Here is a 25,824-nt window from a genome sequence, read left to right as displayed (position 1 = left end):
GATGCTCGTCTCGTGGGCTCGGAGATGTGTATAAGAGACAGCGAGGCTGCTGCTGGCCCCGCTCGCGCTGGCCGCCGAGACGGGCGTGCCGGCCCGCACCTGCGCCAGGATCGTGGCCCGCAGGGGCCTGCCGCGCCTGGACGACGTCGACCGCGTCACCGGCGAGCTGCGTTCCCGCGGCCCCGTCACGCGCGTGCGCTACGAGCGCGAGCGCCCCGGGGAGCTGCTCCACGTCGACGTAAAGAAGGTGCCGCGCATACCCGAGGGAGGCGGGCACAGGGCCCTCGGGCGCGGCTGCGGGTCGAGGAGGGGCGCCGGGACGTCGTGCCTGCACGTGGCCGTCGACGACAACAGCCGGGTCGCCTACGCCGAGCAGCTGCCCGACGAGAGGAAGGAGACGGCCTGCGCCTTCATGGGGCGGGCGATCGCGTTCTACGAGGGCCTCGGGGTCGCCGTGGAGCGCGTGATGACCGACAACGGGTCGGCCTACCGGTCGGGCGAGTTCAACGCGCTGCTCGAGGCCCGCGGCATAGGGCACAAGTACACGAGGCCCTTCAGCCCCTGGCAGAACGGCAAGGTCGAGCGCATGAACAGGACGCTCGCGCGAGAGTGGCAGTACGCCCGCGCCTGGGAGAGCGAGGAGGCCAGGGCATCCGCCCTGGCCTCCTTCATCGAGCGCTACAATTGGGACCGTCCGCACAGCGCGTGCGGGGGCCTGCCTCCGATGTCACGCATAGTCGGTGTAAACAATGTCTTGGCACATAACATCTAGGGCAAAATGTCAGACACTGATGTTCCGGCTACGCCCGGGTAAGGAGAGACATGAGCGAGTTTGAAACGGTAACGGTTGTTGGTGCTGGCCTTGCGGGCTGTGAGTGTGCTTTGCAGCTTGCCAAAAGGGGCGTGAGAGTTCGCCTTTGCGAGCAGAGGCCCCTATCTACGACGGCCGCTCATCATACCGATGGTATGGCTGAGCTCGTTTGCTCAAACTCGCTCAAGGCGACTCGCGTGGACTCGGCTGCCGGGCTCCTCAAGGCGGAGCTTGGTGAGATGGGCTGCGAGCTTCTTGATTGCGCTCATCAGGCTGCCGTCCCTGCCGGTGGTGCTCTGGCTGTCGACAGGGATTTGTTTTCGAGGCTCGTGGGCGAACGCATAGGGTCCTCAGACTTTATTGAGGTGGTTCGTGGCGAGGTGACTTCGATTCCGGAGGGTCCCTGCGTTATTGCTGCCGGTCCGCTCTGCTCAGATGCGCTCGCAAGTAGCGTATCTGAGCTGGTGGGCGGCGGCTCACTTTCCTTCTTCGATGCCGCCGCTCCCATCGTTGACGCTGAGACTATTGATCGATCTATCGCCTTCTCTCAGTCGCGATACGAGGAGGCAGGCGAGGGAGATTACCTTAACTGCCCCATGGACAAGGCCGAGTACGAGGCGTTCATTGACGCCCTGCTTGCTGCCGAGAGGGTGGTTGCGAGGGACTTCGAACAGCGTGACCTGTTCTGCGCTTGCCAGCCCGTGGAAGAAGTTGCTCGCACGGGCGTTGATGCCGCTCGTTATGGCGCGATGAAGCCGGTCGGTCTTACTGACCCTCGGACCGGCCGCCGCCCGTGGGCCGTTGTGCAACTTCGTCCGGAAAACGCCGACCATACAGCCTATAACCTCGTCGGCTTCCAGACGAACCTCACCTGGCCCGAGCAGAAGCGCGTGTTCCGCATGATCCCGGGTCTCGAATCTGCGGAGTTCTTCCGCTACGGAGTCATGCACAGGAATTCGTTCATCGACTCCCCGCGCGCCCTCGATAACACGTTTGCCGCTCCTGGCACACGAGTCAGGTTTGCCGGTCAGATTTGCGGGACCGAGGGATATACGGAGGCAATCGCCTCGGGGCTTCTTGCCGCGCTTAACACCTATGCGGATCTCAAAGGAGCCGAAAGGGTTGAGCTTCCGCGTACCGGTGCCTTCGGATCTCTGGTGGCATATGCCACCGATCCCTCAACTTCTCCCTACCAGCCCATGCACGTCAATTTTGGAATCGTGCCGCCCATCGAAGGCCCGCGCATGAAGAAGCGGGAGCGTTACGCTCGATATTCTGAGCGCGCCCTTTCCGATCTTCGTGCGTATCTCCTTGAAAGGCCTGATCTATTTGCCTGAGTACGCTACGGCAACGGATAGGGAGCAATCTCAAAATGAGTTCGAGTCTCGAGCGAGGGAGTTCTGCTCATACCTGCGTGAGGTAAGGAACCTTTCGCCAAACACAGTTCGGGCTTACGAGATTGACCTTGGGGCCTATTTGGACTGGGCGCGTCGTGAAGGCATAGACCCCATGCATGTCACTCACCGCGAGGTTCGTGCCTGGATAGCCGAGCTATCTGCCGCGGGCTATGCAACCACCACGCAGAACCGTCATCTCTCTTCGGTGCGCACGTTATATCGGTGGCTTGTAAGCCGTGGATACACGGACGAAGATGCGCCTGCAACGGTTTCGAGTCCCAAGATTGCAAAGCGGCTCCCGAAGACGATGAGGGACGGTGATGTCCTCAGGCTGCTTGAAGCCTGCGGCTCGGATGCGGTGGGGATTCGAGACAGGGCACTGATCGAGCTCCTCTATGCCACAGGAGCTCGAATCTCCGAGGCTAGTGGGCTTGACGTACACGATATCGACTTAGCTCAACGGCAAGTGCGCCTATTTGGTAAGGGGTCAAAAGAAAGGGTCGTTCCCATCTATGCGAAGAGCGCCGAGGCAATCGAACGGTATCTTCTGACGTCTCGCGCGAAACTTGCCGCGTCGGGTAAGGTCAGGACCAACGCCTTGTTTCTTACCAAACAAGGCAAACGAATGAGCGCCGCCGCCCTTAGGAAACGCTTCGAGAACCTAGTCGAGATAGCCGGTCTCGATCCGAGTCTCACGCCCCATGCGATGCGCCATACATTCGCCACTGAGCTTCTCGACGGTGGGGCCGATCTTAGAAGTGTCCAGGAGCTGCTTGGTCACGAGAGCCTGTCAACGACCCAGATCTATACCCACCTGTCAATTGAGCGGCTGAAGGAAGCGGCGCTCCAGGCCCACCCAAGGTCGGAATCTAATTAGGCCTTGCGTTAATGCTTGTTCACTGGTACACTGTCCAATCGCTGTGCAGAAGCCAGCGTCAAATCACACGCGTCGCGACCAAAAGGCCACGGTGCCCGTGAAACACGGGTGGCTAGACGGGATGACCGGCGCGGAGGCGAAACCAAAGAAAGGTAGTACCATGGCAGTCAAGATTAATCTTAACACCCTGCTCGAGGCCGGTTGCCACTACGGTCACCAGACCCGTCGTTGGAACCCCAAGATGAAGCCGTACATCTTCGGTGAGCGCAACGGCATTTACATCCTTGACCTCAAGCAGACCATCATGGATGCCGATAAGGCCTACACGTTCCTTAAGGAGACCGCTGCCAAGGGCGGCAAGGTCCTCTTCGTCGGCACCAAGAAGCAGGCTCAGGAGCCCGTCGCCACGCAGGCTGCTCGCTGCGACATGCCCTACATCAACCAGCGTTGGCTCGGCGGCGTGCTGACCAACTTCGTGACCATGCGCTCCCGCATCGATCGTATGGAGGAGCTCGAGGCCATGGTCGAGGACGGCCGCATGGCTGCTCGTGGCAAGAAGGAGCAGAGCGTTCTCACCAAGGAGCTCGAGAAGCTTCAGCGCAACCTCGGTGGCGTCCGTGATATGAAGCAGCTTCCTGCCGCTCTCTTCGTCATCGATTCCAAGCGCGAGGAGCTCGCTATCCGCGAGGCCAACCGTCTTCACATCCCGGTCGTTGCTCTCCTCGACACCAACTCTGACCCGGACGTCGTCGACTTCGGCATCCCCGCGAACGACGATGCCATTCGTTCTGTCGCCCTCATGACCGAGCTCGTCGCTGACGCCATCCTTGCTGGCACCGGCAAGGAGCAGATCACCGCTGAGGAGATGGCCGCTGGTGCCACCACCCCGGCCGTCGAGGCGCCCGCTGCCGAGTAGGGATATCCCTTTCGCGTAGCACAATAGGATTTGGGGGCGCCGTCCACTTGTTGGGCGGCGCCCGTACGTAAAGTCAGACATCCTGCATGTGCAGGTAGATAGAGAGAGGCTAAACATGGCTCAGATCACCGCCGCGCTCGTCAAGCAGCTCCGCGAGATGACCGATTCCCCGATGATGGAGTGCAAGAAGGCCCTCGTCGAGGCCGATGGCGACATCGAGAAGGCTGTCGACGTCCTCCGCAAGATGGGTATGGCCAAGGCCGTCAAGAAGGCCGGTCGTGAGACCAACGAGGGTACCGTCGCTGCCTATGTCTCCGAGGACGGCAAGGTTGCCGCTCTCGTCGAGGTCACCTGCGAGACTGACTTCGTCGGTGGCAACCCCAAGTTCACCGGCTTCGCCAAGAACGTCGCCGCTGTTGTCGCCAAGGTCAACCCGGCTGACGACGAGGCTCTGAAGGCCGCCGAGTTCTCCACTAACGAGACCGTCGACGCTGCTCTCACCGAGATGATTCACACCATGGGCGAGAACATGAAGATTGCTCGCTTCACCCGTCGCGAGGTTGAGGCCGGCACCTTCGGCTCTTATGTCCACGCCAACGGCAAGCTTGCCACCATCGTCGAGTTCTCCTTCTCTAAGCCGGAGACCGCCGAGGCCGCTTCCTTCAAGACCTTCGCTCACGACGTCGCGATGCAGGCCGCCGCTGCCGGTGCCATCTCTGCTCGCCGCGAGGACGTTCCCGCCGAGATCGTCGAGCACGAGATGAGCATCTATAAGGCTCAGGCTGCCGAGTCCGGCAAGCCCGAGGCCATTCAGGTCAAGATCGCCGAGGGCCGTCTCAACAAGTTCTACGGTGAGTCCGTCCTCTCCGAGCAGGCCTTCATCAAGGATGGCGACATCACCATCCGTCAGTACGCTGAGAAGGTTGGCAAGGAGCTCGGCGACTCCATCGAGGTCGTTGCCTTCGATCGCTTCACCTTCGGCGAGTAGCTTTTAGCTTAGCTTTGATTTTCGGGCCCGGCACCAAATGGTGTCGGGCCCGTTTGCATGTCTAGTGCTCCTGTAATTGGTGGGGAGCGCGCATTTTCCCTCTGCTAGAATCAATAAGAGTGCAAGCAATCCTAAAACCGCAGGTAAAACGCCTGCATAATTTGAAAATGTCCCAATTTGTCCCAAATGGCTATGGTTTTGCAGCACGGAAGTCGTTCCAGGCGCGGCTCACGACGTCCGCGAAATACTCCGACTTCGGCCTGTCATAGTGGATTTCGCCAACGCCTTTGCCCGCGTGGCCCATCATCTTCTCGAGTAGGTCTTCGGGGATTCCGAGTTCCCATCGGCCAATCGTGCGCCACGAGTTGCGCAGGTTACGCAGTGGGATGGACGGGACCCCGGCAGCCTTGAGGGCGCGTCGCCAAATCGTGTTGAACGTGAACTGCGAGAGCGGCCCGCCCACGCCGTCCGGCGTGAGCCAACCGCCAAGCTGGTTCGCGCGCGCCGCCTTCAGAACGTCGAGCGACCATGGCTCTGGTATCGCGACCACGCGGGCGCTTCCGGACGTCTTGAGCGTGCCGCTCACGTCGCCCGCCCTATCGACCTGACGCGAGATGGGCACGACGGCCACGATCGTCCCGTTGGCCTCCACCTCTTCGACCTCGTCGCAGCGCACGCCGAGCGCCTCGCCGACGCGGCACGAGCCAAGGCCGCAGAGTATGGCCGGGATGTATGCGGCGGTCCCCTTTACGGAAGATAGCGCCTCCTCCATCTCTTCGGCGGTGTAGGTGGTCTTGTCGCGCTCCGTGGCCTTAGGCCTCGTGGCCGTGGGTATCACGCCGCGCGCCGGGTTCGACTCGATGCACTCGTAGAGGACGCACAAGTCGAGGATTTGGCGCAGCATCACGACGGCCTGGTTTGACACCCCGGCGCTCATGCCTTGCAGCCATTCGCGCAGCACGAGCGGGCGAACGTCGCTAACGGGCAAGTCGCCGAGCGCGGGGCATACGTGCGCGTTCCAGCGGCTCTGGTAGTTGGTCAGCGTCTGTCGCGAGATTCGCCCTGACTCCACCTTGGCGAGCGCATCTGGCAACCACCACGTCTCATAGGCCTGCTTGACCGTGGGGACGGGCCTGTCCTGCGAGTGGGCGACGCGCAGACGCGCGAGCTCCTCGTCGCCCTGGCGGCGCGTGCCCTTTATCGTCTTGCTGTGGCGGACGTAACCGCGCCCGTCGTGCTCGTCGGCCCAGTAGCGCAGGCGGCGGTAGCCCCCGCCCGCGTCCGTGTTGCTGCCCCACGTCGAGCGCCTGCGTGGCATGGTTGCCTCCTCATCTCGATGCTAGGGGTCTTGATCGACTTGTGACTTTGTCGTCCACTTCTGGCCCACAAGTTAGTTTGTGGGCCAGAATTACCGATTTTTGGCCCACAAATCTATTTGTCGTCCAGAAGTGGACCACTATGGTTGGCAAAACCATCGGTTATCCCCAGTAATTCGGGAAACGCGAGAATTGCCGGGCTAGACCCTTTGTGTGACGCTACCTCAACGATAACGCCGTCAGACTTCAACGACGAAATAAGCCTCTTCGATGACGTGAGGCTCATCTCCGCTTCCCTGACAAAGACGTTCGCCGGGAATATCGCAGATCTGAATAGACATGAGACTGCATCCTGAGCCTTCTCAGACTTCGTCCTTCTTGAGACGTCGAGAAGAGTCCTTTCGTATAGCGCGTAAATTCGTCTCGCCTTTGATAGATTTTCAGCCGCCTGGGTCTCGATGGCCCTGAGAAAGAAGACACACCACTCCGTCCATGCTTCGTCCGATGAGACCGCAAGGAGACGGTCCTGGTACTCGCTGTTCCTATGTTCGAAGAACTCGCTGAGGTAGAGGCAGGGGCTTGATATGACTCCGTCCGAGTAGAGCATTAGGGGGACAAGCATCCTGCCGATTCTGCCGTTGCCATCGCAGAACGGGTGAATGGACTCGAACTCGGCGTGTGCCACCGCCACCTTGACGAGGGACGGCACGTCGGTTGAGTTCACATAGGTCTCCCACCTTGCGATGGCATCCGGGAGCTTCGCCGCAGAGATGGGGACGTACCTCGCCTCCCTGATGTCGTTGGATGAGCCTATCCAGTTTTGGTCAGTCCTGAACCTGCCAGGCGACTTAAGACTTCCCCTAACGTTCTCCAGGAGGACGGAGTGGGCGGCTCGAAGGACCCTTCCGCTCAGGGGAATGTCCTTGAGCATTTCCTCCGCAAGGATTAGCGCCCTGCGGTAGTTCGCGACCTCGAGTACGTCATCGCTGTCCCTCTCGTCGACGGGGCCGCCCGCTTCGAACACGAGGACGTCGCTAACCGTGGCGTGAGTACCTTCGATTCTCGATGACGTGACAGCCTCCTGGACGAGCATGGGGGACAGCATTATCGATGCGTCTGGAATTATCTCAAGGAAGCTGTCGTATTTTGCGAGGGCGAGTGTTGCCCTCTCTATGTGTTGGACGAGGCGTTCCCAATCGAGGTTCTTTGGTGGGAACTTACCCTCGTGATATCTGACGGGCATGGCGCACCCTTTCTTTACTTGCTGCCATCTCTTTTACCTACGCGCCCTGGGCGGCATCAGCAGCACGTTCGGAATACTCCTGCGAGAGCAGCGCCTTCTCGCGGGCGTCCATGAGGATGCGCTCCCGCCGCTCCGGGGTGCACCGGTCGTAGTTGGCGAGAAGCGCCTCGCGCTCCGGGTCCAGGCGCGCCTGACGCGGTCTCTCGCGCTGGTGCGTGGCGTACCAGTCGCACAGGTCGTTCGGGGTGCAGCCGAAAACAACAGATATCTCGTAGGCGTCTTCAAGCGTGAGAGCTACCTCTTCTCGTTCGAGAGAGGCATAACGGCGCTCTTTCATTCCCAGGGCCTTAGCGGCTTCAGATTGGGTCTTGTAGCCGGCCTTTTTACGCCAAATCTTCAATGAGAGTTTGAACATGCTTCCTCCTTCTCTTGTGGATGAGTCTACGTGATTCACGTACAAGTAGCAAAGAAATACGTAAATCTCTCTTGACACAACGTGAATCATGTTGATACTTGGAATCGCAACGTGAATCGCGTTGATTACACCGAAGGGAGGTAGCCAATGCCAGAGTTCCGCACGGCAGTCCGACGTGGCCTGAAGGTCGCGATGGCCGAGGCCGACATGACGCCACGCGAGCTGGCGGAGAAGTCCGGTGTGTCCTACGACGCAATCACGAAGTACCTGCGATGCGAGACCACGCCGCTGCTCGAGACGGCCTGCAAGCTCGCCGAGGCGCTGGGCTGCTCGCCTAACGACCTCTGCGGCATCGAGTAGGCCGCGAGCCAGATTTTCCGAATCCCGCGAGAGGGATTTTCCGAACCTTGAAAACCGAATGGCAAAACTACCGCTCCTGGCCGAAAAGGAGCGGAAAACGGATGCAGGCAGGCGCGGCGGCCGGAAGGGAGCCGTGCCATGGATAAGGACCCGCGCATTGGTAAGTGCGAACCAAACGCGCCCGTGACGAAGGACGACTTCGTCCAGGCGATGGCGAGACTGGGCATGGGCATTTGCGAGAAGGTCGAGAGCGGCCGCGCGAGCTGCGACGAGATGCAACTCCTCGTCGCGCTCGCGGAGACCACCCTCGACCTCCTCTGAGACGCCTGGCCTACTTGCTCTGGAGCTTGACGAGCTTGTCGTACATGCCCTCGAGGAACTTCGTGGCGTTGTCGACCTGGACGACCTTGTCATGGCCGCCCGTCGGGCTCGAGAGGGCCGCGACCGTCAGCTCGACGGCCTTCTCGAGCGCCCATTTCTTCTCATCAGTCATTTGATCACCTCCCCTCAAGGGGAGATTCTAGGCCGTCGCGCCCGCCTGCATCCGAAGCAAGAAGCCTTTCAGAACCAATCGAGCACTCGCCGCGACGGCGGCCACAGCGCCGGAAGGCGTCAGGGAAGGCGCGGGACACCACCGCGCGATACCCCATTCATAGCGAATTCCTCTCAATCTGGCGTCTTGCTTTTCTCCTTCATTGCGACACGTGCCCCTGGGTGGCCGACGTCGCGGTGGGTGCTCGAAGACGCGAACGCGCCACGAGGCGCACGGTCGCCGCCATGCCTTGATAACGACTTTGACGAGCGTATCTACGGGCGGCATGACTGGCTTCCGCGCTCCTCGCGGCGCGCTCGCGGAACGGCCCCGGTGCGCCGGGGTTTCCGGGCTATATGCCTAGCCACTCCTTGCGATGGGCGGCTATCTCGGCCGCGACCGACGGCTGGAGCGAGAACGGTATATCTCCTGTGTAAGACGCGTAAGGCGGCGTGCCGAAGATTCCCATCGCGCACAGCGCCGTGGCGTCCTCATCGAGCGACCACGCGCGGACCTCGCCCTTGTCGAGGGCGGTGGCGACCATCTTCTTCCTCCTGGCGGACATCGCGGTGAAGCACCTACTTAGCCGTTCGACCTTCGCACGCCTTCTGGCGCGCCTGCTGGTAACCATCGCGCTGCGCGCTACCGAAGCGCCTGCCAGGAAGGAGAGCGCCGAAAGCAGCGCCACGGAGCCGGGGTGCTCCGACACCGCCGCCTTTGCGTCGTCGAGAAAGGCGATGGCAGAGACGAATCCGCAGAGGGAGAGAACGGACACGGCAAGTCCAGCGTAGTTGACGGCAAGCTCGGAAAACTTCTTCATTGGCCCTCGATTCCCTAGGAGGTTCGCATGGGTATGGCATTGCTTCTCATCTTCGCGTTCCTGGCCGGCTTGGGCCTGGGCATGCGTGGGTGAGGCACCTAACAAAAATGGCCCCACGTCCGGCAAGACATGCAGGGGCCACTGACCTAAAGGAGGTCGAATCACATGATAGACGAGTTCTCGAACGTATCGCCGCAAGTGGTTGACGTGCTCAGCGTCATCGTCGCCGTCATCGTCGCCGCGCTCTGGGCGTGGGCGATTCGCACGCTGGGCCGCGCGGAGAGGATTGCGCGATGAAGGCACGAGAGATGGCCGAACGAGCGGGACTCAAGCCCCGCCTCATGTACACGATCGCGGAGACGGCGCAGTACACCGGCATCAACTACCACATCCTGCTGGACGAGGCGGGCGCGGGACGGCTGCGCTGCTGCCTTCCCGTGGGCAAGAAGCGCGGGCGCTACGTCAGTCCCGAGGACGTTGACGCCTGGATTGCCGCCAACACCAAATGAGGGGCCTCGCGATAGCCGACCGCGTCGACGGAGGCGTCATGTACGCGAGGGAGGACGGCACCTACCTCGGCGTGCGCGTCATCGAGGACGACGCGCCTAACAAGGTGCACGGCACGGGCGCGGTGCGCGAGCGCATCGAGCTCGGCAAGTTTGACAACAGAATCGCGGCGATGGCCGCGTTTAGGAGATGGATTGCAGATGGTAGGTCTTGAGGACGTCCAGGCGCTGACCAAGGCGCTTGGCGAGTGTCAGAACGAGCGCGACCTTTGGCACCGCGCCTACACCTCGATGATGGACGAGAACAAGGAGCTGCGCGACGAGGTCAGGCAGCTGACCGACGAGCTGGACGAGCTAAAGCCGAGCGCGAAGCTCGCGTGCGGTGATTCCGATGAGTAGGGAGGCACTGACCCGGCTCGCGATCGCCCAGGCCGTGTACAAGGCGATGGGCGACCAACTCGCCACGAACGGCGGGGAGCACGGCAACAACATCCGCACGGAGGCCGACGACATGCTCAGGGCGTCGTTCGACGCGCTCGGCACCGACCGAATCGCGCTCGAGGTGAACGGCGAGAGGGTGGGCACGCTCAGCGCACGCATCTCCAAGCCGACGAACGAAATCGGCTACTCGCTCACGAACCTGAACGAGCTGGTCGAATGGCTCAGGGGCGGCGAGGGCTACGCCGTCCTGACCGAGGTCGTCAAGAAGCAGTGGAAGGCAATCGCCAAGGCGAGCGTCGACATGGATGGGGAGGTCCCACCCGGAATCGACGCGAGCACGTACAGCGTCCCGGCGCGATGGGACGGCACGACGCTCCGTGTGGACGTGGCCAAGGTCCGCGACGCGCTCGGCACGGGGCTCCCCGCCGCCGTAGCTGGCGTGATTGCCGGGGAGGTGGAGTAGATAGATGAAGATCGTAACCGAGAGATCTCGCAGTAACCTCAAGACCGCCGTGGCCATGACCATGGGCGCGGCGCTGAACCTGTCCGGGGCCGAGTCGCCCGAACTGAACGACGTCTCCGAGGCGTTCGCGAGCCTGGCGCTCGAAGTGTGGCCAGACATCACGCCACGCGACCTCGTGACGCTCGGCATTGGCGCCAAGTACGCCTACGCCGTCCTCACGGAGGACATGGATGCTGACGACGGCGTGGAGGCGTTCGCGGACATGGTCAACTCGCTTCGCGCGACGGTCGAGCACGTCGAGGACGAGTTCGGCATCGACCTATCCGGACGAACCGTTTTGCGGCTCTGCGCGGGCGGTGGAGAGTGATGGGCGAGTCCTACGATGAGTTTCTCCGCAGCAAGGCAGACCGTTCGGAGCCGGTTGGCTTCGAGCCGGGCGAGATAAACGGGCTGCTGTTCGAATGGCAGCGCGACATCGTCAGGTGGGCTTGCCGACGCGGCAGGGCGAGCATCTTCGCCGACTGCGGACTTGGCAAGACGGCAATGCAGCTCGAATGGGCGCGTCAGTCCGTCGACTCGATGCTTCCGTCAAACGCGGCCGCCCTGGTCGTGGCCCCGCTCGCAGTGGCGGAGCAGACCGTCGCGGAGGGGCGCAAGTTCGGCATAGGCGTGACGCGAGTCCGCGAGATGCCCGCGAACCCATCAGGCATCTACGTCACGAACTACGAGATGCTCCAACACTTCGACCTCAGGGCCTTCGTCGCCGTGGTCCTGGACGAGTCGAGCATCCTCAAGTCCCACGACTCCAAGACGAGGAGGGCACTGACGGACGGCCTCCGCGACGTCCCATACGTGCTCTGCTGCACCGCGACGCCTGCGCCGAACGACCAGATGGAGTTGGGGACGCACGCCGAGATATGCGGGGCGATGACGCGAACCGAGATGCTCGCGACGTTCTTCACGCACGACGGCGGCGACACGTCGAAGTGGCGGCTCAAGGGTCACGCGAAGTCCGACTTCTACCGATGGATGGCGACGTGGGCGGTCATGCTGTCCAGGCCCCAGGACATCGGATACGAGGCCAGCGGATATGACCTTCCCGAGCTGAGGGTCAAGACCGTCAACGTGCCCATGCCGACGCCACTGTCGCCGGAAGACGGGAGGCTGTTCGAGGTTCCCGCCGAGGGCATCCAGGACGTGCGCCGCGCGAGGCGCGAGTCGTTGCCCGCGAAGGTCGAGGCAATCGCCGAGAAGGTCAACGGCACGCCGGGCCAATGGTGCGTGTGGTGCGAGCTGAACGACGAGTCAAGCGCCCTCGCGGCGGCGATTCCTGACGCGGTCGAGGTGCGCGGCAGCGACTCGCCGGAGCACAAGGCCGACGCCATGCTCGGGTTCTCCAGCGGCAAATACCGCGTCATCGTCTCCAAGCCGTCCATCTGCGGCTTCGGCATGAACTGGCAGGGATGCCACCAGATGGCATTCTGCGGGCTCTCGTACAGCTACGAGCAGTTCTACCAGGCCGTCAGGCGCTGCTGGAGATTCGGCCAGCCGAACCCCGTCGACGTGCTCGTGTTCTCAACCGAGCGCGAGAGCGGCGTCGTGGCGGCAATCGAGGAGAAGGAGAGGATGGTGGAGGACACCAAGAGGGGCATGGTCGAGGCCATGGCCGAGGAGACCCAGGCGCAGCTCGCTGGGGAGCGAGATGACAACGTCCCTGATTGCGCCTATGCCGACGCCGAAGGCGACGGGTGGCAGATGCTGCTCGGGGACTGCGTCGAGCGCGTGGCCGAGATACCGGACGAGAGCGTGGGCCTCACGGTCTTCTCGCCCCCGTTCGCGAGCCTGTACACCTACAGCGACAGCCCGCGCGACATGGGCAACAGCAAGACGGATGAGGAGTTCTGGCACCACTTCGAGTACCTCATCCCAGAGCTTTACCGCGTGCTCATGCCCGGGCGCAGCGCGTGCATCCACTGCATGAACCTGCCGATGACGAAGGAGCGAGACGGTGTCATCGGCATCCGCGACTTCAGGGGCGACATCATCCGCGCGTTCGAGAGGGTTGGGTTCGTCTACCACTCCGAGGTGTGCATCTGGAAGAACCCCGTCACCGCCATGCAGCGCACGAAGGCGCTCGGGCTGCTCCACAAGACCATCCGCAAGGACAGCTCAATGAGCAGGCAGGGCATCCCGGACTACGTCGTGGTAATGCGCAAGCCGGGCGACAACCCGGAGCCGATATCCCACACGTCAGACGAGTTCCCAGTCGACCTGTGGCAGAAGTGGGCGTCGCCGATATGGATGGACATCAACCAGTCGAGGACGCTCAACGCCCGCGCCGGTCGCGAGGACGGCGACGAGAGGCACATATGCCCGCTCCAGCTCGACGTCATCCACCGTTGCGTCGGCCTGTGGAGCAATCCCGGCGACCTCGTGCTCTCGCCGTTCGGCGGCATCGGATCCGAGGGGTACGAGTCCCTGCTCATGGGCCGCGAGTACGTGGGCATCGAGCTCAAGCCCAGCTACTTCAGGGAGGCGTGCCGCAACCTCGCGGACGCCGAGCGACAGAGGCACCAGACGACGCTCTTCTAGGGAGGAAAACATGACGAACGAACCGGGACGCGCAATCGCGCGGCACCTTGGGGGTGAGTGAGGTGGGCGAATGACCAACAGGCCGAAGGACGTCGGCACCGCGTTCGAGACGGCGTGCGCCCGGTGGCTGACAAAGCGGCTGGGCCAGCGCGTCGAGCGCAGGGCGCTGCACGGCACCATGGACGAGGGCGACCTCGGGTGGCTCCGCAGCTCGACGGGCCTCGACGGCATCGTCGAGTGCAAGGCGGGGAGGCAGGCCGAGGCGGCCGCGCCCGCCGACGTCGCCGAGTGGCGGAGGCAGACCGACGCCGAGCGCGAGAACGCCGGCGCCGGGTTCGCGCTGCTCGTGCTCAAGACCAGGAACGTGGGCGAGGCGAGGTTCGGCCGCACGCGCTGCGACCTCACCGTGGCGGACCTCTGCCGGCTCGTCGGCAGGGAGCCGGCGGACGCGAGCTCCGAGATGTGGGTGAGCGTCGACCTCGACACGGCCTGCCGCCTGGTGGGGCGCGGGAATGGGGAATAGGGACCCCGCCCGCGTCACGCCGGAGCAGCTCGCCGCGGAGCACGACTACCTCTGCGAGCTGTGGCGGGTGCGCCTGGACCCGCCCATACGCGGCCTGTTCGCCGCCGAGGGCGAGGAGATGACCAACGTGCTCGCGACGCTGCTCATATGCGAGCGGGACGGCATCCTGCCTGGCGGCTGGTCGATCGCGCCGACCCAGGACCCGGCCCAGCGGTGGGTCGACGTGGGCTGGTGCGAGTGGCTGGTCGCGCACGAGGGCATGATGCCGTCGCTCGTGGGATGCCTGAGACGCAACGGCTGCCACGGGCGCTACCGCAAGGCGGGCACGGAGAGGAGCTACGGATTCTGATGACAACGACGAAGGGAGAACGATGGGCGAGATCGTGAGGTACGAGACCGTCGACGGCGGCTCGATGGAGCTCACGCCGAGGAAGGTGGTCGAGTACCTGGTGGCGCCAAAGGACCGCGCCGCCATGAACGACCGCAACGTCGCGATGGTGATGGCGACCTGCGCCGCGCTCAGGCTCAACCCGCTCGCGGGCGACTGCCACATCGGCGTGTTCAAGGGCAAGCCGACCATCATGCCGTCAATCGACTACTACCAGAGGGTCGCGGCGGCGCAGGAGACGTTCGACGGGATGGACAGCGGCGTCCTCTACTCAGACGGGGACGGACTGCACCGCAGGAGCGGGTGCGTCGTGCCTCCGGGCTGCGAGCTCGTCGGCGGGTGGGCCACGGCCTACGACAGGTCGAGGTCGCATCCCGTGGACGTCGAGGTCGCGCTCTCCGAGTACGACCAGTACAACGCCATGTGGGATGCCAAGCCCGCGACCATGATCAGGAAGGTCGCCAAGGCCCAGGCGCTGCGCGAGCTGTACCCGGGCTGCTTCAAGAACACGTACGTGTCCGAGGAGCTGCCAGACGAGGGCGGCCCGCGCGCCGTCGAGTGCGTGGTGGAGCCGATGCCGAACGTGCCGGACTTCGGCGACGCGCCCGAGGGCGAGCCGGTACCGGACGAGGCGTACGAGGACGTCGCGCCGGACTTTGTCGGCGACGGCGCGGAGAGCAACGAGAACGAGGAGGACTAATGCAGGGATACCAGGGATACGGCGACGTGGTCGCCAGGCAGGGCGGCGCGCCGCAGGTCGAGCCGGGCGGCTACGCCTGCCTTATCGCCGCCGTCGAGGACGGCAGCGCGGAGCCGAACCCGTACATCGGGCTCACGCTCAACCCCATCGACCCGAAGACCAACAAGTACATGGTCACGGACAGGGATGAGCTGAGCGACCCGGAGCGCAGCTGGCGCCACACGTACCGCTTCTTCATCGGCGAGTACGGCGGGGGCGGCATCGACTGGGGCCGCATGAAGGCGCTCACCGAGGCCGTCGAGCAGACCACCCAGAACAAGGGCTTCACCTACGACGGCTCCAAGGACGGCGCGGAGCAGACGCTCGTCGGCAAGTTCGTCGGCTGCGTCTTCAAGCGCGTGGGCTACGTCCGCAAGTCCGGCAAGCACGCCGGCGAGTACGCCGAGGCCATCCAGATCGGCGGCGTGACCACCGCCGACAAGGCCCGCTCTGGCGACTACCCGCCCAAGTGGGCGGAGCCCAGGGGCGTGAGGACGGAGGAGGAGAAGGCCGCCGCCGCCCCGCGCGCACCGCAGGTGACCCCGCCGCCCGTTGCGCCGCCCGCGACCGACCTAGCTGACGAGGACATCCCTTTTAACTAGGCCCACACCATGGAGACAAAGAAGTGCAGCAGGTGTGGGCGAGAGCTGCCAACAACTGAGTTCAACTGGGCGAACAGGGCGGCCGGGAAGCTGCAGAGTATGTGCCGGTCGTGCTGCAGCCGCTACAACAAGGCCCGCTACTCCTCCGACCGCGAGAGGTTCAAGGCCGACGTCAGGCGGTACGAGTCCGAGAACCCCGAGAAGGTCCTCGAGACGCGACTGAAGACGAACGCCAAGTGCCCGACGAAGCTGAATGCCCAGAAGTGCGTGGAGGCCGCGCTCAAGTGCGGCGCGATCGTGCGCCCGGACGTGTGCTGGGGCTGCGGCTGCGGCTCCGACGAGCACCGCATTGAGGCGCACCACCACGACTACGCCAGGCCGCTCGACGTCATCTGGCTTTGCACCCCGTGCCACAGGCGGATGGACGCAAGAAGGCGGGGGCGCGAGGGCCTGACACCTTACGGAACGAGAAAGAAATAGCGGAAACATCGGGGCGGTGGCGCGAGCCGCCGCCCCTGCCATGAGGGGAGGTGAGACGGTGGCGACGGACAGCTTCAAGTTCTGGGACAGCTACTACGACGCGCTCAGGATGCTCGGCGACGACGAGAGGCGAGGCCGCTTCGTGATGGCGCTGTGCTCCTACGTCTTCGACGGCGAGGAGCCGGACTTCGGCACAGACGAGGTGATGGCCTTCGGCTTCCAGCTCGTGGCTACCCAGGCGAGGCAGTCGATGGAGATCAGCCGCGCCGCCCGTGAGGCTGGCATGCGTGGAGGCAGGCCTCGCAATGATGGCTCGAAAAGGGGTGCTAAAAGCACCCCTAAAAGGGTGGCTAAAAGGGGTGCTGAAAGCGAAAAGAAAAGAGAAGAAGCGAAAATAAATGAAGCTTCTTCTCTCCTTGATGGAGACGACCACGCGGGGGCAGGCGCTGACGCGCCGCCCCCGCTGCCGTGAGCGGCGAGTGGGCCGACCCCTGGGACGAGCTGAGGGCAAGGGACGCGCCGGCGCGCGGCTGGGTCGAGGAGTGCCTCCTGGGCGGCCGCGACCCGCTGCGCACGGGCACCCCGCTCGACCGAGCCCTGGGCGGCGGCCTGATGCCCGGCGTCACGGTGCTGGGCGGCCAGGCGAGCGTCGGCAAGTCGGCGCTCGCGTGCCAGGCGGCGGCCAGCGTCGCGGCGAGGGGGCTGAGGGTGCTCTACCTCACGCTCGACGACTCGTGGGAGAACGTCTGGGCGAGGTGCGCCTCGGCCTGGTCCTGCTCCGGCGCGGAGGGCGCGACGCCCTTCAGGTGGAGCGACGTGCCTTCCGAGCGCATGCGGCTGAGGGCGGGGCAGCACCCGTCCGACCTCGGCAGGTGGGCGTTCGACGTCTGCCAGGGCGAGGGCATGGCCAGGACGGCGCAGCTCTTCGCCGAGCGCGTCGGGCCGAACCTCGCGCTGGTGGACTCCATGTGCACGGTGGGCGAGGTCGAGGGTGCGCTCTCGCTGCTTGGCGAGCCGCCAGCGCTCGTGGTCGTGGACTACCTGCAGCAGTACCGCACGGGCGACCAGCAGGCCGACGGGAGCGAGTACTCGCGCGTGAGCGCGGCGGCGTCGGCGTTCCAGCGCCTGGCAATCGGGCTCAAGGTCCCGGTGCTCGAGCTCTCGAGCCTGCGCAAGCTCGGCAGGCAGGACACGGACCCGTCGCTCGACTGGTTTCGCGGCAGCGGCGTGGTGGGCTACGCGGCCCAGGCGGCCGTCGTCGTGACGAGGCGCGAGGGCGGGGAGTCGGACGGCGCAAGGCCGGTCGCCCTGAACGTGGTGAAGAACAAGGCCGGGCGGGCGGGCTTCGCGACCGACGCCTGGTGCTACGGCGCGTGGAGCGTCATGAGGGAGGCGCGCGATGGCTAGGTGGTGCCCGCTGTCGGGCGAGCTGTGTATGGGCGCGGCCTGCGCCTGGGCGGTTCCCGACGGGTGCGCGGTGGCGGTGCTCGCGGGCGGCGGCCCGCCGCCCGACGGCGACGCGAGGCGGCGCGTCAGCCCGGACTGGACTGACGGCTCGCCCCTCGCCGGGAGGTACGTGGAAGTGCCCAACGTGGCCAAGCCGAGGGAGGAATGACACATGGCGGACGGGATCAGCCCCGACATCAAGCGCGCCTACGCGGAGGTGCGGCGCGAGTACCACAGGAAGTACTACCAGGCCCACCGCGAGGAGAAGCGCGAGTACTACCAGGCCCACCGTGACGAACGGCTCGCGTACAAGCGCGAGTACGACGCGAGGCGGAGGGCGCAGAGGGCGCGGTTGGCGGCGAGCGCCGATGGCCGCGAGTAGGCCCGCGTACGGGCCGACTCGGCTGCCGGAGTTCGTGCCCGACCGCGACGCGATCCTCTACGGGCTGCGACAGCACGGCATCGACGCGCCGCAGAGCGTCGGAATCAAGCAAGAGACGATACGAAAGCTCCTGGACGGCAGCACGAGGAGGCCGACCGCGTCGCTGATGATGCAGCTCGCGCGGCTCTTCGACTGCGACGTCGAGGACCTGATGATGGAGGCATAGATGAACGAAGATGGCGAGCCGTGCCCCAAGCTGTGCGGCAACTGCGTGCACTTCAGGGTGCTGGATGACTATCCGCGCAACCCGTGCAGGTGGTTCGGCGTATGCGACATGGAGGCCTCGCGAGACCTCGGCTGCGAGTGCGGAACGGCCAAGGCGCTAGATTGGGCGTTCGATTACGGGCGACACGGCGACGATGACTGCGAGAAGCCGGACGAGTGGTTCGAGGAGGGGTAGCGATGGAAGAGAAGAACTGGTATGACGGCGTACTCGCTCCATTCGACGCGGACGGGAGCGTGGTACCGCTAACGACGAGGAAGCTCTATCGCGGAGATGGTCGCGAGGTCGAGATCGGTGAGGTCAGCCTCGTCAGCCCCGAACTCAACGGAGACTGGGTGTGGTGCGTCAGGACGCCTGACGGCGCGGCGCTGGTCCTCAACATCCTCCACGTCGAGCGCCCTGACAGCCTTGAGAGGCTGGCCGACGACCTCGCTCGATATGACGAGCACAAGGTCACGTGCGAGTACTTCGGCATGACGGTTGCGGGCGGAACGTGCGACGGTTGCTGGGCTCACGATTGCCGGGCTCACGGTCGCAGGTGCAGTTGCATCGCATTAGTCCTAGACGACGTCGCCCGCCGAGTCGCGGCGCTAAGGGAGGCGGAGTGAGATGGCGACTAGCGACGAGAGGCGCCGAGAGGTGGCAGCAAGGCTGAGAGGGCTTGACATGTCGGACATCGAGGTTGACGGGTGCATCATCGACTCGCCTAAGTACGTCGGGCTTCTGCTTATGCGCATGCTCGACTCCGCGTGCGACTACCGGGACGGGCTGCACTACTTCCCGGGTTTCTTCTCCGCACGGGCGGTGGTCGAGCTGTTCGCAGACCTCATCGACCGCCCGACGTGCGAGATGGCAGAATGCTCAATCGACCATGGCTCGCGCTCGTGGGGGATGCGCTGCTCGCGTTGCGGCACGGAGTTCGAGCACATGAAGCCAGTCTTCGGGTGGCGCTACTGCCCCAACTGCGGCGCAAAGGTGGTGATGGGCGATGAGTGACGACCGCGCGGCCGCGAGGGCGGCACACGCCGCGCTTTGCGCGCTTTGCGCGACACGCAGCGTGAGGGACCTCTACAAGGGCGACTGCCGCGGGTGCGGCGAGTGCTGCTCGAGGTTCCTGCCGGTCAGCGTCTTCGACCTGCGGCGCCTCGAGCCATACGTGCGCGGGAGAGGCATCACGCCGCACGAGCCGAGAGGCGAGGTCGACCTCACGTGCCCATGGCTCACCGACGGCAAGGAGTGCGCCGTCTACGCGGCAAGGCCCGAGGTGTGCCGCGCCTATCGCTGTGATTTGCACAAGCGTGGCGAGATTCGACCCTTCTTCGGGGTGTCGAGCGCCAAGGTCGTCGACATGAGGGAGCTCGCCGAGGTGTGGTGCGGCGATGGCGCATGACCGTGCGGGATACCGCGACCACTGCGCCGAACGTGACGCGCTGTGGGACGAGATTGAGTCTTTGACGCGCTGTGATGCGTTCTAAGACCTCGCACGCGCCGGACGGCACACTTACTAGACAAGACCGATTACCGGCCCCCTGCGTGTCCCATGTGGCCTCAGGGGGCCATTTGCTAAGGAGTTGCAACCATGCGAATGAGACAAGACCCGGTATTCAACCTCGAGCGCCCGGTGATGGACGGCCCCGCGCGACGGAGGCTCGTGAGGGCAATCGACCACGGCACGCCGCTCGCCACGCTCGAGAGGAGGTTCGGCCGGTCCTCGCACGAGCTTAAGCGCGTCTACCGCGAGGAGACCAGCGCCATTGCCTAACCTTAAACCAAAGCTTGAGGGTTATACTGATAACCTGAGCTAAAGGCCCGAATTCGCGGAGGCGGCGCATGTCGGTAATCGAGTCATTCTGGACGTTCCTGGTACTCATCTTCCTGACGCTGGTGGCGCTTTGCTCGCTCTAGCGCCCGCGCGCGTCCGCGCCGCGTCGCCTTCCGACTACGCGGACGCCCGCGAGTTCTTCGCCGCCGTGCGAGACGCGTCACGAGAGGCCGGGCGAATCCAATCGACAGCTCATAGGATGCAGGACTCCGAGGGCCTTCGCGGCTCCGGCGGGTTCGAGCCGCGCGTGCGCTCGACAAGCTCAGACCCTTCCGGCATGGCCCGCGTTGACGCCCGAATCGACTTCGAGTCCGCGAACGAGCGCCGCCTGGAGGAGGACTACGCGCTCATCGACGCGGCCTGCGCCGTCATCTACGGGCGCGACGGTCGCGGCGACGGCCTCGAGCGCCTGATGGGCTCCGCCGTCTCCGACTGCATGTGGTGGCGCTTCTGCGCAGCCGAGTCGTGGGCCGTCGTCGCCGACGCGTGCGGATACTCCAAGAGCCAGGCCCGCCGCCTGTGCGCCCAGGGACTGGACGCGTGCGACTTCTTCGGGTGGCCGAACGTGGTTGACGGCACCGGCAGCGCGGAAGGGTAGCATCTCCGTAGCACCCTTCTCGATTGGAGTAATTAATGTCGTGGGTAAACACGTCAGGCATAGGGTCGCGCGACTGGACGTGCGGCTACTTCGGAAAGATCGTCGGTGGCAAGATGGGCTACCACAGGGAACAGCTGACGGGCTCGACTTGCTTCGACCGCAGCAAGATATACATCTGCCCTAGGTGTGAGAGGCCGACCGCATTCATCGTCTCTGACGATGGTGGCGTGGAACAGGTACCGGGCCCCATGGAGGGCGCGGCCATCCAAGGGCTACCCGAGACGGTTTCCGTGCTCTACGACGAGATACGAAAGTGTGTCCAGGCCGGGGCATACACATCCGCCGTCCTCTCCTCGCGGAAGATGCTCATGCACATCGCCGTGGACAACGGCGCCGAGGAGGGATTGACGTTCGCACGTTACGTTGGCTGGCTTAACGACGCCCATTACATCCCGCCGAACGGCACCGAGTGGGTGGACGAGGTCAGGAAGCGCAGTAACGAGCAGAACCACGAGATCGTTCTTGCGTCCAGGGAGGACGCCATGCAGCTGCTCGACTTCATCGAGATGCTACTTCGCTTCTGCTACGAGTTCCCGTCGAGGGTTCGCAGAAAGTAGCCAACGGCCCCGCTCGCTTCGGCGCGCGGGGCTAAGTCAACGTCGCCGCCATCCGTGAGTGCTAGACTTCTCGTCATCAGTTGAGGGGAGTTTGCCATGCTTCTGAGCGACAAGGGAATTAACGATCTCGTCGATTCTGGCGCCATCGAGGGTGGCCGTGCCTCGTCCGTGGGGCCGGTTTCGTACGACCTGGCGACGCTATGCTTCTACACGAGGGGCGGCAAGGCCGACCGCGCCGAGCTGATGCCCGGGGAGTCAGTCTTCGTTGGCTCCGAGGAGGTACTGCACGTCCCGTCCGGACTCGCCGCGCGAGTGCTTCTCAAGAATTCGCGCATCAGGCAGGGCCTCGCGCTTGACGCGCCCCTGTACTTCCCCGGGCATTCCACGAGGGTCTTCTTCCGCGTTACGAACGTCAGCGCCGACGCCGTCGCGCTCGATTGCTCGCGCACAATCGCGCAGGTCGCGTTTGAGACCGTGCAGGAAGGTACGACGTACGACGGCGCTTTTGCCGGTGAGTTCGACTTCAGGGGCCTCGCGTCCTATTCTGACGTCCTTGGGCCGCAGGTGCGCGAGCTGGACGCCAAGCGCGACGAGGTTGCCGGCATCGAGCGGCGCATGTACGGCAACGTGCTCGCGCTGTTCGCCGTGTTCGCGGCCATCTTCACGCTCGTCAACGTGAGCGCGTCGTCCCTTTCGACGGAATGCTCTCCAGCGTGGCTCGTGACGGTTGATCTCATGGTAATCGGCGGCTTCTCGCTCCTCGCATCGGCCATAGAGCGCATCGTCGTGAGGGACGGACGGGCGACCAAGGCGCTCGTCGTCATCGGCGGTGCATGCGTGGCCGCGTCCGTGGCCCTCGCGCTCATCGTCCGCTAGGCACTCATAGGCCCCGTGCGTTTCGGCGTGCGGGGCCAAATTTATCTCGAGAAATATAGCGATTGCCCTTGCATGGATATACGGATTGCCCTATAATGGTAGACGTCGAAGGGAGGGAGCCAAGTTGAATGACTTCATCAAGGACCTGCTAGTCACGACCTACGGCGCGGTCCTCGCCGTCGCTCTCCAAGAGCTGGTCGACTGGCTAAAGAAAAAGACCCGGAGGTAGCGTCTCCGGGTCCCAGCTCAAAGGTGGCCCGCTCGCGAGGGCGGGTCACCACATCGAATCCTAGGAGGTAACACGCATGGATGCAAGGAGATGGGTTCTGTTCGGCGTCTCGTTCGTCGTCGCCTACGCCGTTCTCAGGCTCTGGAAGAACAGGAGGAAGTAATGGCACTCAACGACGCGCAGCGCCGCGCCCAGGAGGCGTACCGCAAGAGGAGCGTCAAGCAGGTCGCGGTGAGGTTCTACCCCGCCGAGGAAGACCTGTGGGCGTGGCTATCGGCCCGGGAGAACAAGGCTGGGTACGTCAAGGCCCTCATCCGCGCGGACATGGAGGCGCACAGCGGCGCGGGCGAAGGCGGGCCAACTAGCAAGCTATCTAATTAGCCGCAGCTAGACCACCAAAAATCATGGCACGCCATGAGCACCCATGAGCAGCCTCGGCACGATTCCGGCGCGATATAACTAGACTGCGCAATAGCGCGAGACAATCAATCACGAGGGCGGTTCCCGGCATCACGGGGCCGCCCTTCTTCATGCCGAGGTGGCCCATGGTAACCCGCGACGAGATGCTGCGCATCGCCCGACGCTACGACACCCTGCCCGCCCACGCCATGCTTGCCGCCCTGGGCTTCCCGCGCGAGGTGCCCACCCACAGGCGACGCCACAGGGGCAACGCCCACGCCGCCGCCGACCGCGCACGGTACCGCGCCATGCGCTGGTGCTTCCGCAACTTCGGCAGCCCATGCCGATGAGCGGCAACGCCCGCAGGGGCAACGGGCACCGCCGGGACTCCGTGCTCAGGTGGCTCCGATCGCAGGGCGGGTGCTGCTGGATGTGCGGCCTGCCCATAGCCTACGGGGCGCAGGCCGGGGACCCGCTCGCCTTCGAGTGCGACGAGCTCGTGCCCGTGTCTCGCGGCGGCTCTCCGTACGACCGCGAGAACGTCGCGCCCGCGCACCGCATCTGCAACAACTGGCGCGGGGACAAGCCCGTCGGCCGGGTGCTGAGCGTGAGGTCGCGCGTCCTCGCCAGGTTCGGCCAGTGGTCGACCCCGCAGCAGTTCGTGACCTTCGCCAAGGCGCTCGATGGCGGGCGCGCGCCGTCAGCGGCATCCGCGCCCAGGGTCACGACCGACTGGTAGGTGCGTTGGCGGCGCGAAGGCCCACGGGGGTCTTTTGCCGGGGCGGCCGAGGCCACCCCGCGGCACCAGGGCCGAAATACCCCCGAAGGCGACTTTTTATCGCAGCCGACATATACCCGCAGCTAGTTAGGTGTGCTGCATTTAAGTTGTCCTTCGGGGCGGCTTTTTAATTGCAGAGAAGAGGTGCGCGATGCCGCTCGAGAAGCCGCCCGGCGTCGAGTCGGACGAGTACAAGAGCGCCAAGTGGGACGAGCTGACGCGCGGCCGCGAGTTCGCGCAGTCCGACGCGCCCGCCCTGGCGCTGCTGTGCCAGTGGTACAAGATCGCGGCGACGGCCCAGGACGAGCTGGACTCGTTCGGCGGGCAGACCGCGTACAAGAATGAGATGGGCGACCTCAAGGCCTTCCCGCAAATCGGCACGCTCAAGACGGCAAGCGCCGAAATCAGGCAGCTCAACAAGCAGCTCGGCATCTGCGACACCCACGAGGAGGCGGCGAGTGGCAAGCGACAGGCGACCATCCTCAGCCTCTCCTCGGAGCGCCACGAGAAGAGGCGGGCAGTCTCCCAGGGCTAGGGCCGCGAACGGCGACGTGAGGTACACCGAGGGCGAGGACTGCTGCGCCCTCTCGTCGGACCTGGGCATGGTCCCCCTGCCGTGGCAGTGCGGCGTCATCGACGACCTGTGCGCCCGCGACGGCCTGAACAACCCGAGCTACATCACGTACGGCCTGGACGTGCCGCGACAGAACGGCAAGAACGCCGTGCTCGAGGCCTACGAGGTCTACGTGCTCGCGGTGTGCGGCTGGCACGTCCTGCACACCGCCCACCGCGTAAAGACGGCCAAGAAGGCCTTCATGCGCCTCGTGCGCTACTTCACCGACAAGGCACACCCCGAGATGTGCGAGCTGGTCGAGCGCATCCGCCGGACGAACGGCGAGGAGGCCATCCACCTCACGAACGGCGGCTCAATCGAGTTCAGCGCCCGAACCAACGGCAGCGCGCGAGGATTCGACGACATCCAGCTGGTCGTGTTCGACGAGGCCCAGGAGCTCACCGACTCGCAGTACGACGCGATCATGTACACGCTCGCCGCCTCGTCAACTGGCGAGCGCCAGATCGTGTACACCGGCACCCCGCCCAACGAGGACAGCCCGGGAACCGTGTTCGCCCGCGTCCGCAGGGCCGTCCTGTCGGACGCGCCGCGCGGCTCCGCGTGGTCGAGCTGGGCCACGCCGGAGCTGCCGCCCAAGGGGGCCACGTTCGATGACGTCCTGCCTGACGTTTACGCGTCCAACCCGTCGATGGGATAAATCCTCTCCGAGGGCTTCACCGAGACGGAGTTCGCGGGCGGCTCGCTCACGGGATTCGCGCACGAGCGACTCGGCTGGTTCAGCCCCGTCGTCCTCTCGCGCGCGGCCCTCGACGCCAGGCTGTGGCGCGAATCCGAGATTGACGCCATCGGAGGGGCCTACCCGGGCCGCGTGGCGTTCGGCGTCAAGTTCAGCCCCGACGGCTCGAGCTACGCGCTCGTCGGGTGCAAGCTCAGGGGCGGACACGGGACGGATCGCATGCATGCCGCCGTCGAGCTCATCGAGTGCGGCACCACTGCGGCCGGCACGTCCGCGCTCGCTCGCTGGCTCATGGAGCGCCGCTCGACCGCGTCCGTCGTGGTGATAGACGGCGTCAACGGCGCCGAGCCGCTGTGCTCGCAGCTCGCCGACATGGGCGCGCCGCGCGGGTACGTCGTGCGCCCGAGGACGTCCGACGTCGTGGCCGCGTCCAGCTCGCTCGTTGACTCCCTGCGGGGCGGGACCGTGGCCCACACGCCGTCCGAAACCCTGGACGAGAGCGCCACGCGCTGCGTGCGCAGGCAGATAGGATCGCGCGGCGGGTGGGGGTTCGCCGCGCCGGAGGACGGCAGCGCCGACCCGTGGCCCGTCGAGGCCGCGATGCTCGCCGTGTGGGGCGCTCGCATGACCAGACGCAACCCGAGGAGGAGGCAGAGGCTCCTTTGATAGTCAGGA

The 25,824-nt window shown here is 64.7% G+C and carries 42 protein-coding genes; 37 read left to right on the top strand and 5 right to left on the bottom strand.

Going from position 1 to position 25,824, the window contains the following annotated elements:
• Nucleotides 1-112 precede the first annotated feature (112 nt).
• The 5 genes from ACTQ1Z_RS03615 (at nucleotide 113) to tsf (ending at nucleotide 4,989) form a co-directional block, all read left to right on the top strand.
• Nucleotides 113-772 carry an integrase core domain-containing protein gene (locus tag ACTQ1Z_RS03615; RefSeq protein ID WP_441858775.1) on the top strand — a complete coding sequence of 220 codons (660 nt, stop codon included), beginning with the start codon at nucleotides 113-115 and terminating at the stop codon, nucleotides 770-772.
• 50 nt (nucleotides 773-822) lie between these two features.
• Nucleotides 823-2,148: a methylenetetrahydrofolate--tRNA-(uracil(54)-C(5))-methyltransferase (FADH(2)-oxidizing) TrmFO gene (gene trmFO / locus ACTQ1Z_RS03610; RefSeq protein ID WP_441858773.1), complete on the top strand. Its 1,326-nt coding sequence runs from the start codon at nucleotides 823-825 to the stop codon at nucleotides 2,146-2,148.
• Nucleotides 2,111-3,085 (top strand): tyrosine recombinase XerC, encoded by a 975-nt coding sequence (locus tag ACTQ1Z_RS03605; RefSeq protein ID WP_414153548.1) that lies wholly within the window; start codon nucleotides 2,111-2,113, stop codon nucleotides 3,083-3,085. The genes trmFO and ACTQ1Z_RS03605 overlap by 38 nt, the downstream gene beginning before the upstream one ends.
• Before the next feature lie 160 nt (nucleotides 3,086-3,245).
• Nucleotides 3,246-4,001 (top strand): 30S ribosomal protein S2, encoded by a 756-nt coding sequence (gene rpsB / locus ACTQ1Z_RS03600; RefSeq protein ID WP_293814588.1) that lies wholly within the window; start codon nucleotides 3,246-3,248, stop codon nucleotides 3,999-4,001.
• A 115-nt stretch (nucleotides 4,002-4,116) separates the two neighbouring features.
• Nucleotides 4,117-4,989 carry a translation elongation factor Ts gene (gene tsf / locus ACTQ1Z_RS03595; protein ID WP_441858772.1) on the top strand — a complete coding sequence of 291 codons (873 nt, stop codon included), beginning with the start codon at nucleotides 4,117-4,119 and terminating at the stop codon, nucleotides 4,987-4,989.
• A gap of 190 nt (nucleotides 4,990-5,179) precedes the next feature.
• Here tsf and ACTQ1Z_RS03590 read toward each other — a convergent pair whose 3' ends face one another.
• From ACTQ1Z_RS03590 to ACTQ1Z_RS03580, 3 genes are all read right to left on the bottom strand, one after another.
• Entirely contained in the window at nucleotides 5,180-6,307 is a 1,128-nt protein-coding gene (locus ACTQ1Z_RS03590; protein WP_441858769.1) for a tyrosine-type recombinase/integrase, read from the bottom strand.
• Between the two features lie 113 nt (nucleotides 6,308-6,420).
• Nucleotides 6,421-7,548: a Fic family protein gene (locus ACTQ1Z_RS03585; RefSeq protein WP_441858767.1), complete on the bottom strand. Its 1,128-nt coding sequence runs from the start codon at nucleotides 7,546-7,548 to the stop codon at nucleotides 6,421-6,423.
• 37 nt (nucleotides 7,549-7,585) lie between these two features.
• Entirely contained in the window at nucleotides 7,586-7,963 is a 378-nt protein-coding gene (locus ACTQ1Z_RS03580; RefSeq protein ID WP_441858765.1) for a helix-turn-helix transcriptional regulator, read from the bottom strand.
• A gap of 147 nt (nucleotides 7,964-8,110) precedes the next feature.
• Between ACTQ1Z_RS03580 and ACTQ1Z_RS03575 the strand changes: the two genes are divergently transcribed.
• A complete protein-coding gene (locus ACTQ1Z_RS03575) occupies nucleotides 8,111-8,323 on the top strand; it encodes a helix-turn-helix domain-containing protein (RefSeq protein ID WP_441858763.1) in 213 nt (70 codons plus the stop codon).
• 138 nt (nucleotides 8,324-8,461) lie between these two features.
• A complete protein-coding gene (locus ACTQ1Z_RS03570) occupies nucleotides 8,462-8,644 on the top strand; it encodes a hypothetical protein (RefSeq protein ID WP_441858762.1) in 183 nt (60 codons plus the stop codon).
• A gap of 10 nt (nucleotides 8,645-8,654) precedes the next feature.
• Here ACTQ1Z_RS03570 and ACTQ1Z_RS03565 read toward each other — a convergent pair whose 3' ends face one another.
• Nucleotides 8,655-8,816, bottom strand: a complete 162-nt coding sequence (locus tag ACTQ1Z_RS03565) for a hypothetical protein (RefSeq protein ID WP_441858760.1) — start codon at nucleotides 8,814-8,816, stop codon at nucleotides 8,655-8,657.
• Between the two features lie 391 nt (nucleotides 8,817-9,207).
• Nucleotides 9,208-9,675 carry a hypothetical protein gene (locus ACTQ1Z_RS03560; RefSeq protein WP_441858758.1) on the bottom strand — a complete coding sequence of 156 codons (468 nt, stop codon included), beginning with the start codon at nucleotides 9,673-9,675 and terminating at the stop codon, nucleotides 9,208-9,210.
• A gap of 165 nt (nucleotides 9,676-9,840) precedes the next feature.
• Here ACTQ1Z_RS03560 and ACTQ1Z_RS03555 point away from each other — a divergent pair, with 165 nt between their 5' ends.
• The 30 genes from ACTQ1Z_RS03555 (at nucleotide 9,841) to ACTQ1Z_RS03410 (ending at nucleotide 25,815) form a co-directional block, all read left to right on the top strand.
• The gene (locus ACTQ1Z_RS03555; RefSeq protein ID WP_441858757.1) at nucleotides 9,841-9,972 is read left to right on the top strand and encodes a hypothetical protein; all 132 of its coding nucleotides are present in this window, start codon (nucleotides 9,841-9,843) and stop codon (nucleotides 9,970-9,972) included.
• A complete protein-coding gene (locus tag ACTQ1Z_RS03550; RefSeq protein ID WP_441858755.1) occupies nucleotides 9,969-10,184 on the top strand; it encodes a helix-turn-helix domain-containing protein in 216 nt (71 codons plus the stop codon). The genes ACTQ1Z_RS03555 and ACTQ1Z_RS03550 overlap by 4 nt, the downstream gene beginning before the upstream one ends.
• Nucleotides 10,185-10,222: 38 nt before the next feature.
• Nucleotides 10,223-10,396, top strand: coding sequence for a hypothetical protein (locus ACTQ1Z_RS03545; protein ID WP_441858753.1), 174 nt, complete (start codon nucleotides 10,223-10,225; stop codon nucleotides 10,394-10,396).
• On the top strand, nucleotides 10,383-10,580 hold the full coding sequence (locus ACTQ1Z_RS03540; RefSeq protein WP_441858752.1) for a hypothetical protein: 198 nt from the start codon (nucleotides 10,383-10,385) through the stop codon (nucleotides 10,578-10,580). The genes ACTQ1Z_RS03545 and ACTQ1Z_RS03540 overlap by 14 nt, the downstream gene beginning before the upstream one ends.
• A complete protein-coding gene (locus tag ACTQ1Z_RS03535; RefSeq protein ID WP_441858751.1) occupies nucleotides 10,573-11,085 on the top strand; it encodes a hypothetical protein in 513 nt (170 codons plus the stop codon). The genes ACTQ1Z_RS03540 and ACTQ1Z_RS03535 overlap by 8 nt, the downstream gene beginning before the upstream one ends.
• Before the next feature lie 4 nt (nucleotides 11,086-11,089).
• Nucleotides 11,090-11,452: a hypothetical protein gene (locus ACTQ1Z_RS03530; RefSeq protein ID WP_441858749.1), complete on the top strand. Its 363-nt coding sequence runs from the start codon at nucleotides 11,090-11,092 to the stop codon at nucleotides 11,450-11,452.
• Nucleotides 11,452-13,677 (top strand): DNA methyltransferase, encoded by a 2,226-nt coding sequence (locus tag ACTQ1Z_RS03525; RefSeq protein WP_441858747.1) that lies wholly within the window; start codon nucleotides 11,452-11,454, stop codon nucleotides 13,675-13,677. The genes ACTQ1Z_RS03530 and ACTQ1Z_RS03525 overlap by 1 nt, the downstream gene beginning before the upstream one ends.
• A gap of 70 nt (nucleotides 13,678-13,747) precedes the next feature.
• The gene (locus ACTQ1Z_RS03520) at nucleotides 13,748-14,200 is read left to right on the top strand and encodes a hypothetical protein (protein WP_441858746.1); all 453 of its coding nucleotides are present in this window, start codon (nucleotides 13,748-13,750) and stop codon (nucleotides 14,198-14,200) included.
• Nucleotides 14,190-14,549 (top strand): hypothetical protein, encoded by a 360-nt coding sequence (locus tag ACTQ1Z_RS03515; RefSeq protein WP_441858744.1) that lies wholly within the window; start codon nucleotides 14,190-14,192, stop codon nucleotides 14,547-14,549. Before ACTQ1Z_RS03520 ends, ACTQ1Z_RS03515 begins: the two co-directional genes overlap by 11 nt.
• A gap of 22 nt (nucleotides 14,550-14,571) precedes the next feature.
• Nucleotides 14,572-15,288: a RecT family recombinase gene (locus ACTQ1Z_RS03510; protein ID WP_441858742.1), complete on the top strand. Its 717-nt coding sequence runs from the start codon at nucleotides 14,572-14,574 to the stop codon at nucleotides 15,286-15,288.
• Entirely contained in the window at nucleotides 15,288-15,929 is a 642-nt protein-coding gene (locus tag ACTQ1Z_RS03505) for a hypothetical protein (RefSeq protein ID WP_441858741.1), read from the top strand. Before ACTQ1Z_RS03510 ends, ACTQ1Z_RS03505 begins: the two co-directional genes overlap by 1 nt.
• 9 nt (nucleotides 15,930-15,938) lie before the next feature.
• Entirely contained in the window at nucleotides 15,939-16,409 is a 471-nt protein-coding gene (locus ACTQ1Z_RS03500; protein ID WP_441858740.1) for a hypothetical protein, read from the top strand.
• A gap of 58 nt (nucleotides 16,410-16,467) precedes the next feature.
• A complete protein-coding gene (locus ACTQ1Z_RS03495) occupies nucleotides 16,468-16,881 on the top strand; it encodes a DUF6291 domain-containing protein (RefSeq protein ID WP_441858739.1) in 414 nt (137 codons plus the stop codon).
• The gene (locus tag ACTQ1Z_RS03490; protein ID WP_441858738.1) at nucleotides 16,878-17,816 is read left to right on the top strand and encodes a DnaB-like helicase C-terminal domain-containing protein; all 939 of its coding nucleotides are present in this window, start codon (nucleotides 16,878-16,880) and stop codon (nucleotides 17,814-17,816) included. Before ACTQ1Z_RS03495 ends, ACTQ1Z_RS03490 begins: the two co-directional genes overlap by 4 nt.
• A 211-nt stretch (nucleotides 17,817-18,027) precedes the next feature.
• Nucleotides 18,028-18,237, top strand: a complete 210-nt coding sequence (locus ACTQ1Z_RS03485; protein WP_441858737.1) for a hypothetical protein — start codon at nucleotides 18,028-18,030, stop codon at nucleotides 18,235-18,237.
• Nucleotides 18,224-18,463: a helix-turn-helix domain-containing protein gene (locus ACTQ1Z_RS03480; RefSeq protein WP_441858735.1), complete on the top strand. Its 240-nt coding sequence runs from the start codon at nucleotides 18,224-18,226 to the stop codon at nucleotides 18,461-18,463. Before ACTQ1Z_RS03485 ends, ACTQ1Z_RS03480 begins: the two co-directional genes overlap by 14 nt.
• Nucleotides 18,464-18,697, top strand: a complete 234-nt coding sequence (locus tag ACTQ1Z_RS03475) for a hypothetical protein (RefSeq protein ID WP_441858733.1) — start codon at nucleotides 18,464-18,466, stop codon at nucleotides 18,695-18,697.
• 2 nt (nucleotides 18,698-18,699) lie between these two features.
• Nucleotides 18,700-19,128: a hypothetical protein gene (locus ACTQ1Z_RS03470; protein WP_441858732.1), complete on the top strand. Its 429-nt coding sequence runs from the start codon at nucleotides 18,700-18,702 to the stop codon at nucleotides 19,126-19,128.
• Between the two features lies 1 nt (nucleotide 19,129).
• The gene (locus tag ACTQ1Z_RS03465) at nucleotides 19,130-19,516 is read left to right on the top strand and encodes a hypothetical protein (protein ID WP_441858730.1); all 387 of its coding nucleotides are present in this window, start codon (nucleotides 19,130-19,132) and stop codon (nucleotides 19,514-19,516) included.
• The gene (locus ACTQ1Z_RS03460) at nucleotides 19,509-19,910 is read left to right on the top strand and encodes a YkgJ family cysteine cluster protein (protein ID WP_441858729.1); all 402 of its coding nucleotides are present in this window, start codon (nucleotides 19,509-19,511) and stop codon (nucleotides 19,908-19,910) included. Before ACTQ1Z_RS03465 ends, ACTQ1Z_RS03460 begins: the two co-directional genes overlap by 8 nt.
• 189 nt (nucleotides 19,911-20,099) lie before the next feature.
• Nucleotides 20,100-20,282: a hypothetical protein gene (locus ACTQ1Z_RS03455; protein ID WP_441858728.1), complete on the top strand. Its 183-nt coding sequence runs from the start codon at nucleotides 20,100-20,102 to the stop codon at nucleotides 20,280-20,282.
• Between the two features lie 130 nt (nucleotides 20,283-20,412).
• Complete coding sequence (locus ACTQ1Z_RS03450) at nucleotides 20,413-20,940, top strand: hypothetical protein (RefSeq protein ID WP_441858726.1); 528 nt, start codon at nucleotides 20,413-20,415, stop codon at nucleotides 20,938-20,940.
• A 35-nt stretch (nucleotides 20,941-20,975) separates the two neighbouring features.
• Nucleotides 20,976-21,557, top strand: coding sequence for a DUF4145 domain-containing protein (locus tag ACTQ1Z_RS03445; protein WP_441858724.1), 582 nt, complete (start codon nucleotides 20,976-20,978; stop codon nucleotides 21,555-21,557).
• 96 nt (nucleotides 21,558-21,653) lie between these two features.
• Nucleotides 21,654-22,433 carry a dCTP deaminase domain-containing protein gene (locus ACTQ1Z_RS03440; protein ID WP_441858722.1) on the top strand — a complete coding sequence of 260 codons (780 nt, stop codon included), beginning with the start codon at nucleotides 21,654-21,656 and terminating at the stop codon, nucleotides 22,431-22,433.
• Nucleotides 22,434-22,824: 391 nt separating this feature from the next.
• Nucleotides 22,825-23,043 carry a hypothetical protein gene (locus ACTQ1Z_RS03435; protein ID WP_441858720.1) on the top strand — a complete coding sequence of 73 codons (219 nt, stop codon included), beginning with the start codon at nucleotides 22,825-22,827 and terminating at the stop codon, nucleotides 23,041-23,043.
• 164 nt (nucleotides 23,044-23,207) lie between these two features.
• Nucleotides 23,208-23,411, top strand: coding sequence for a hypothetical protein (locus tag ACTQ1Z_RS03430; protein WP_441858718.1), 204 nt, complete (start codon nucleotides 23,208-23,210; stop codon nucleotides 23,409-23,411).
• A gap of 41 nt (nucleotides 23,412-23,452) precedes the next feature.
• On the top strand, nucleotides 23,453-23,800 hold the full coding sequence (locus ACTQ1Z_RS03425; RefSeq protein ID WP_441858717.1) for an HNH endonuclease: 348 nt from the start codon (nucleotides 23,453-23,455) through the stop codon (nucleotides 23,798-23,800).
• A 190-nt stretch (nucleotides 23,801-23,990) separates the two neighbouring features.
• Complete coding sequence (locus tag ACTQ1Z_RS03420; protein WP_441858716.1) at nucleotides 23,991-24,374, top strand: P27 family phage terminase small subunit; 384 nt, start codon at nucleotides 23,991-23,993, stop codon at nucleotides 24,372-24,374.
• Between the two features lie 16 nt (nucleotides 24,375-24,390).
• The gene (locus ACTQ1Z_RS03415; RefSeq protein WP_441858715.1) at nucleotides 24,391-25,110 is read left to right on the top strand and encodes a DEAD/DEAH box helicase family protein; all 720 of its coding nucleotides are present in this window, start codon (nucleotides 24,391-24,393) and stop codon (nucleotides 25,108-25,110) included.
• A 171-nt stretch (nucleotides 25,111-25,281) separates the two neighbouring features.
• The gene (locus ACTQ1Z_RS03410; protein WP_441858713.1) at nucleotides 25,282-25,815 is read left to right on the top strand and encodes a hypothetical protein; all 534 of its coding nucleotides are present in this window, start codon (nucleotides 25,282-25,284) and stop codon (nucleotides 25,813-25,815) included.
• The last annotated feature ends 9 nt before the right edge of the window (nucleotides 25,816-25,824 follow it).

It is taken from the genome of Parolsenella sp. LCP21S3_E11, from assembly GCF_052118165.1.
Taxonomy (GTDB): Bacteria; Actinomycetota; Coriobacteriia; order Coriobacteriales; family Atopobiaceae; genus Parolsenella.
This window is presented reverse-complemented; position numbering and strand designations above follow the sequence as displayed.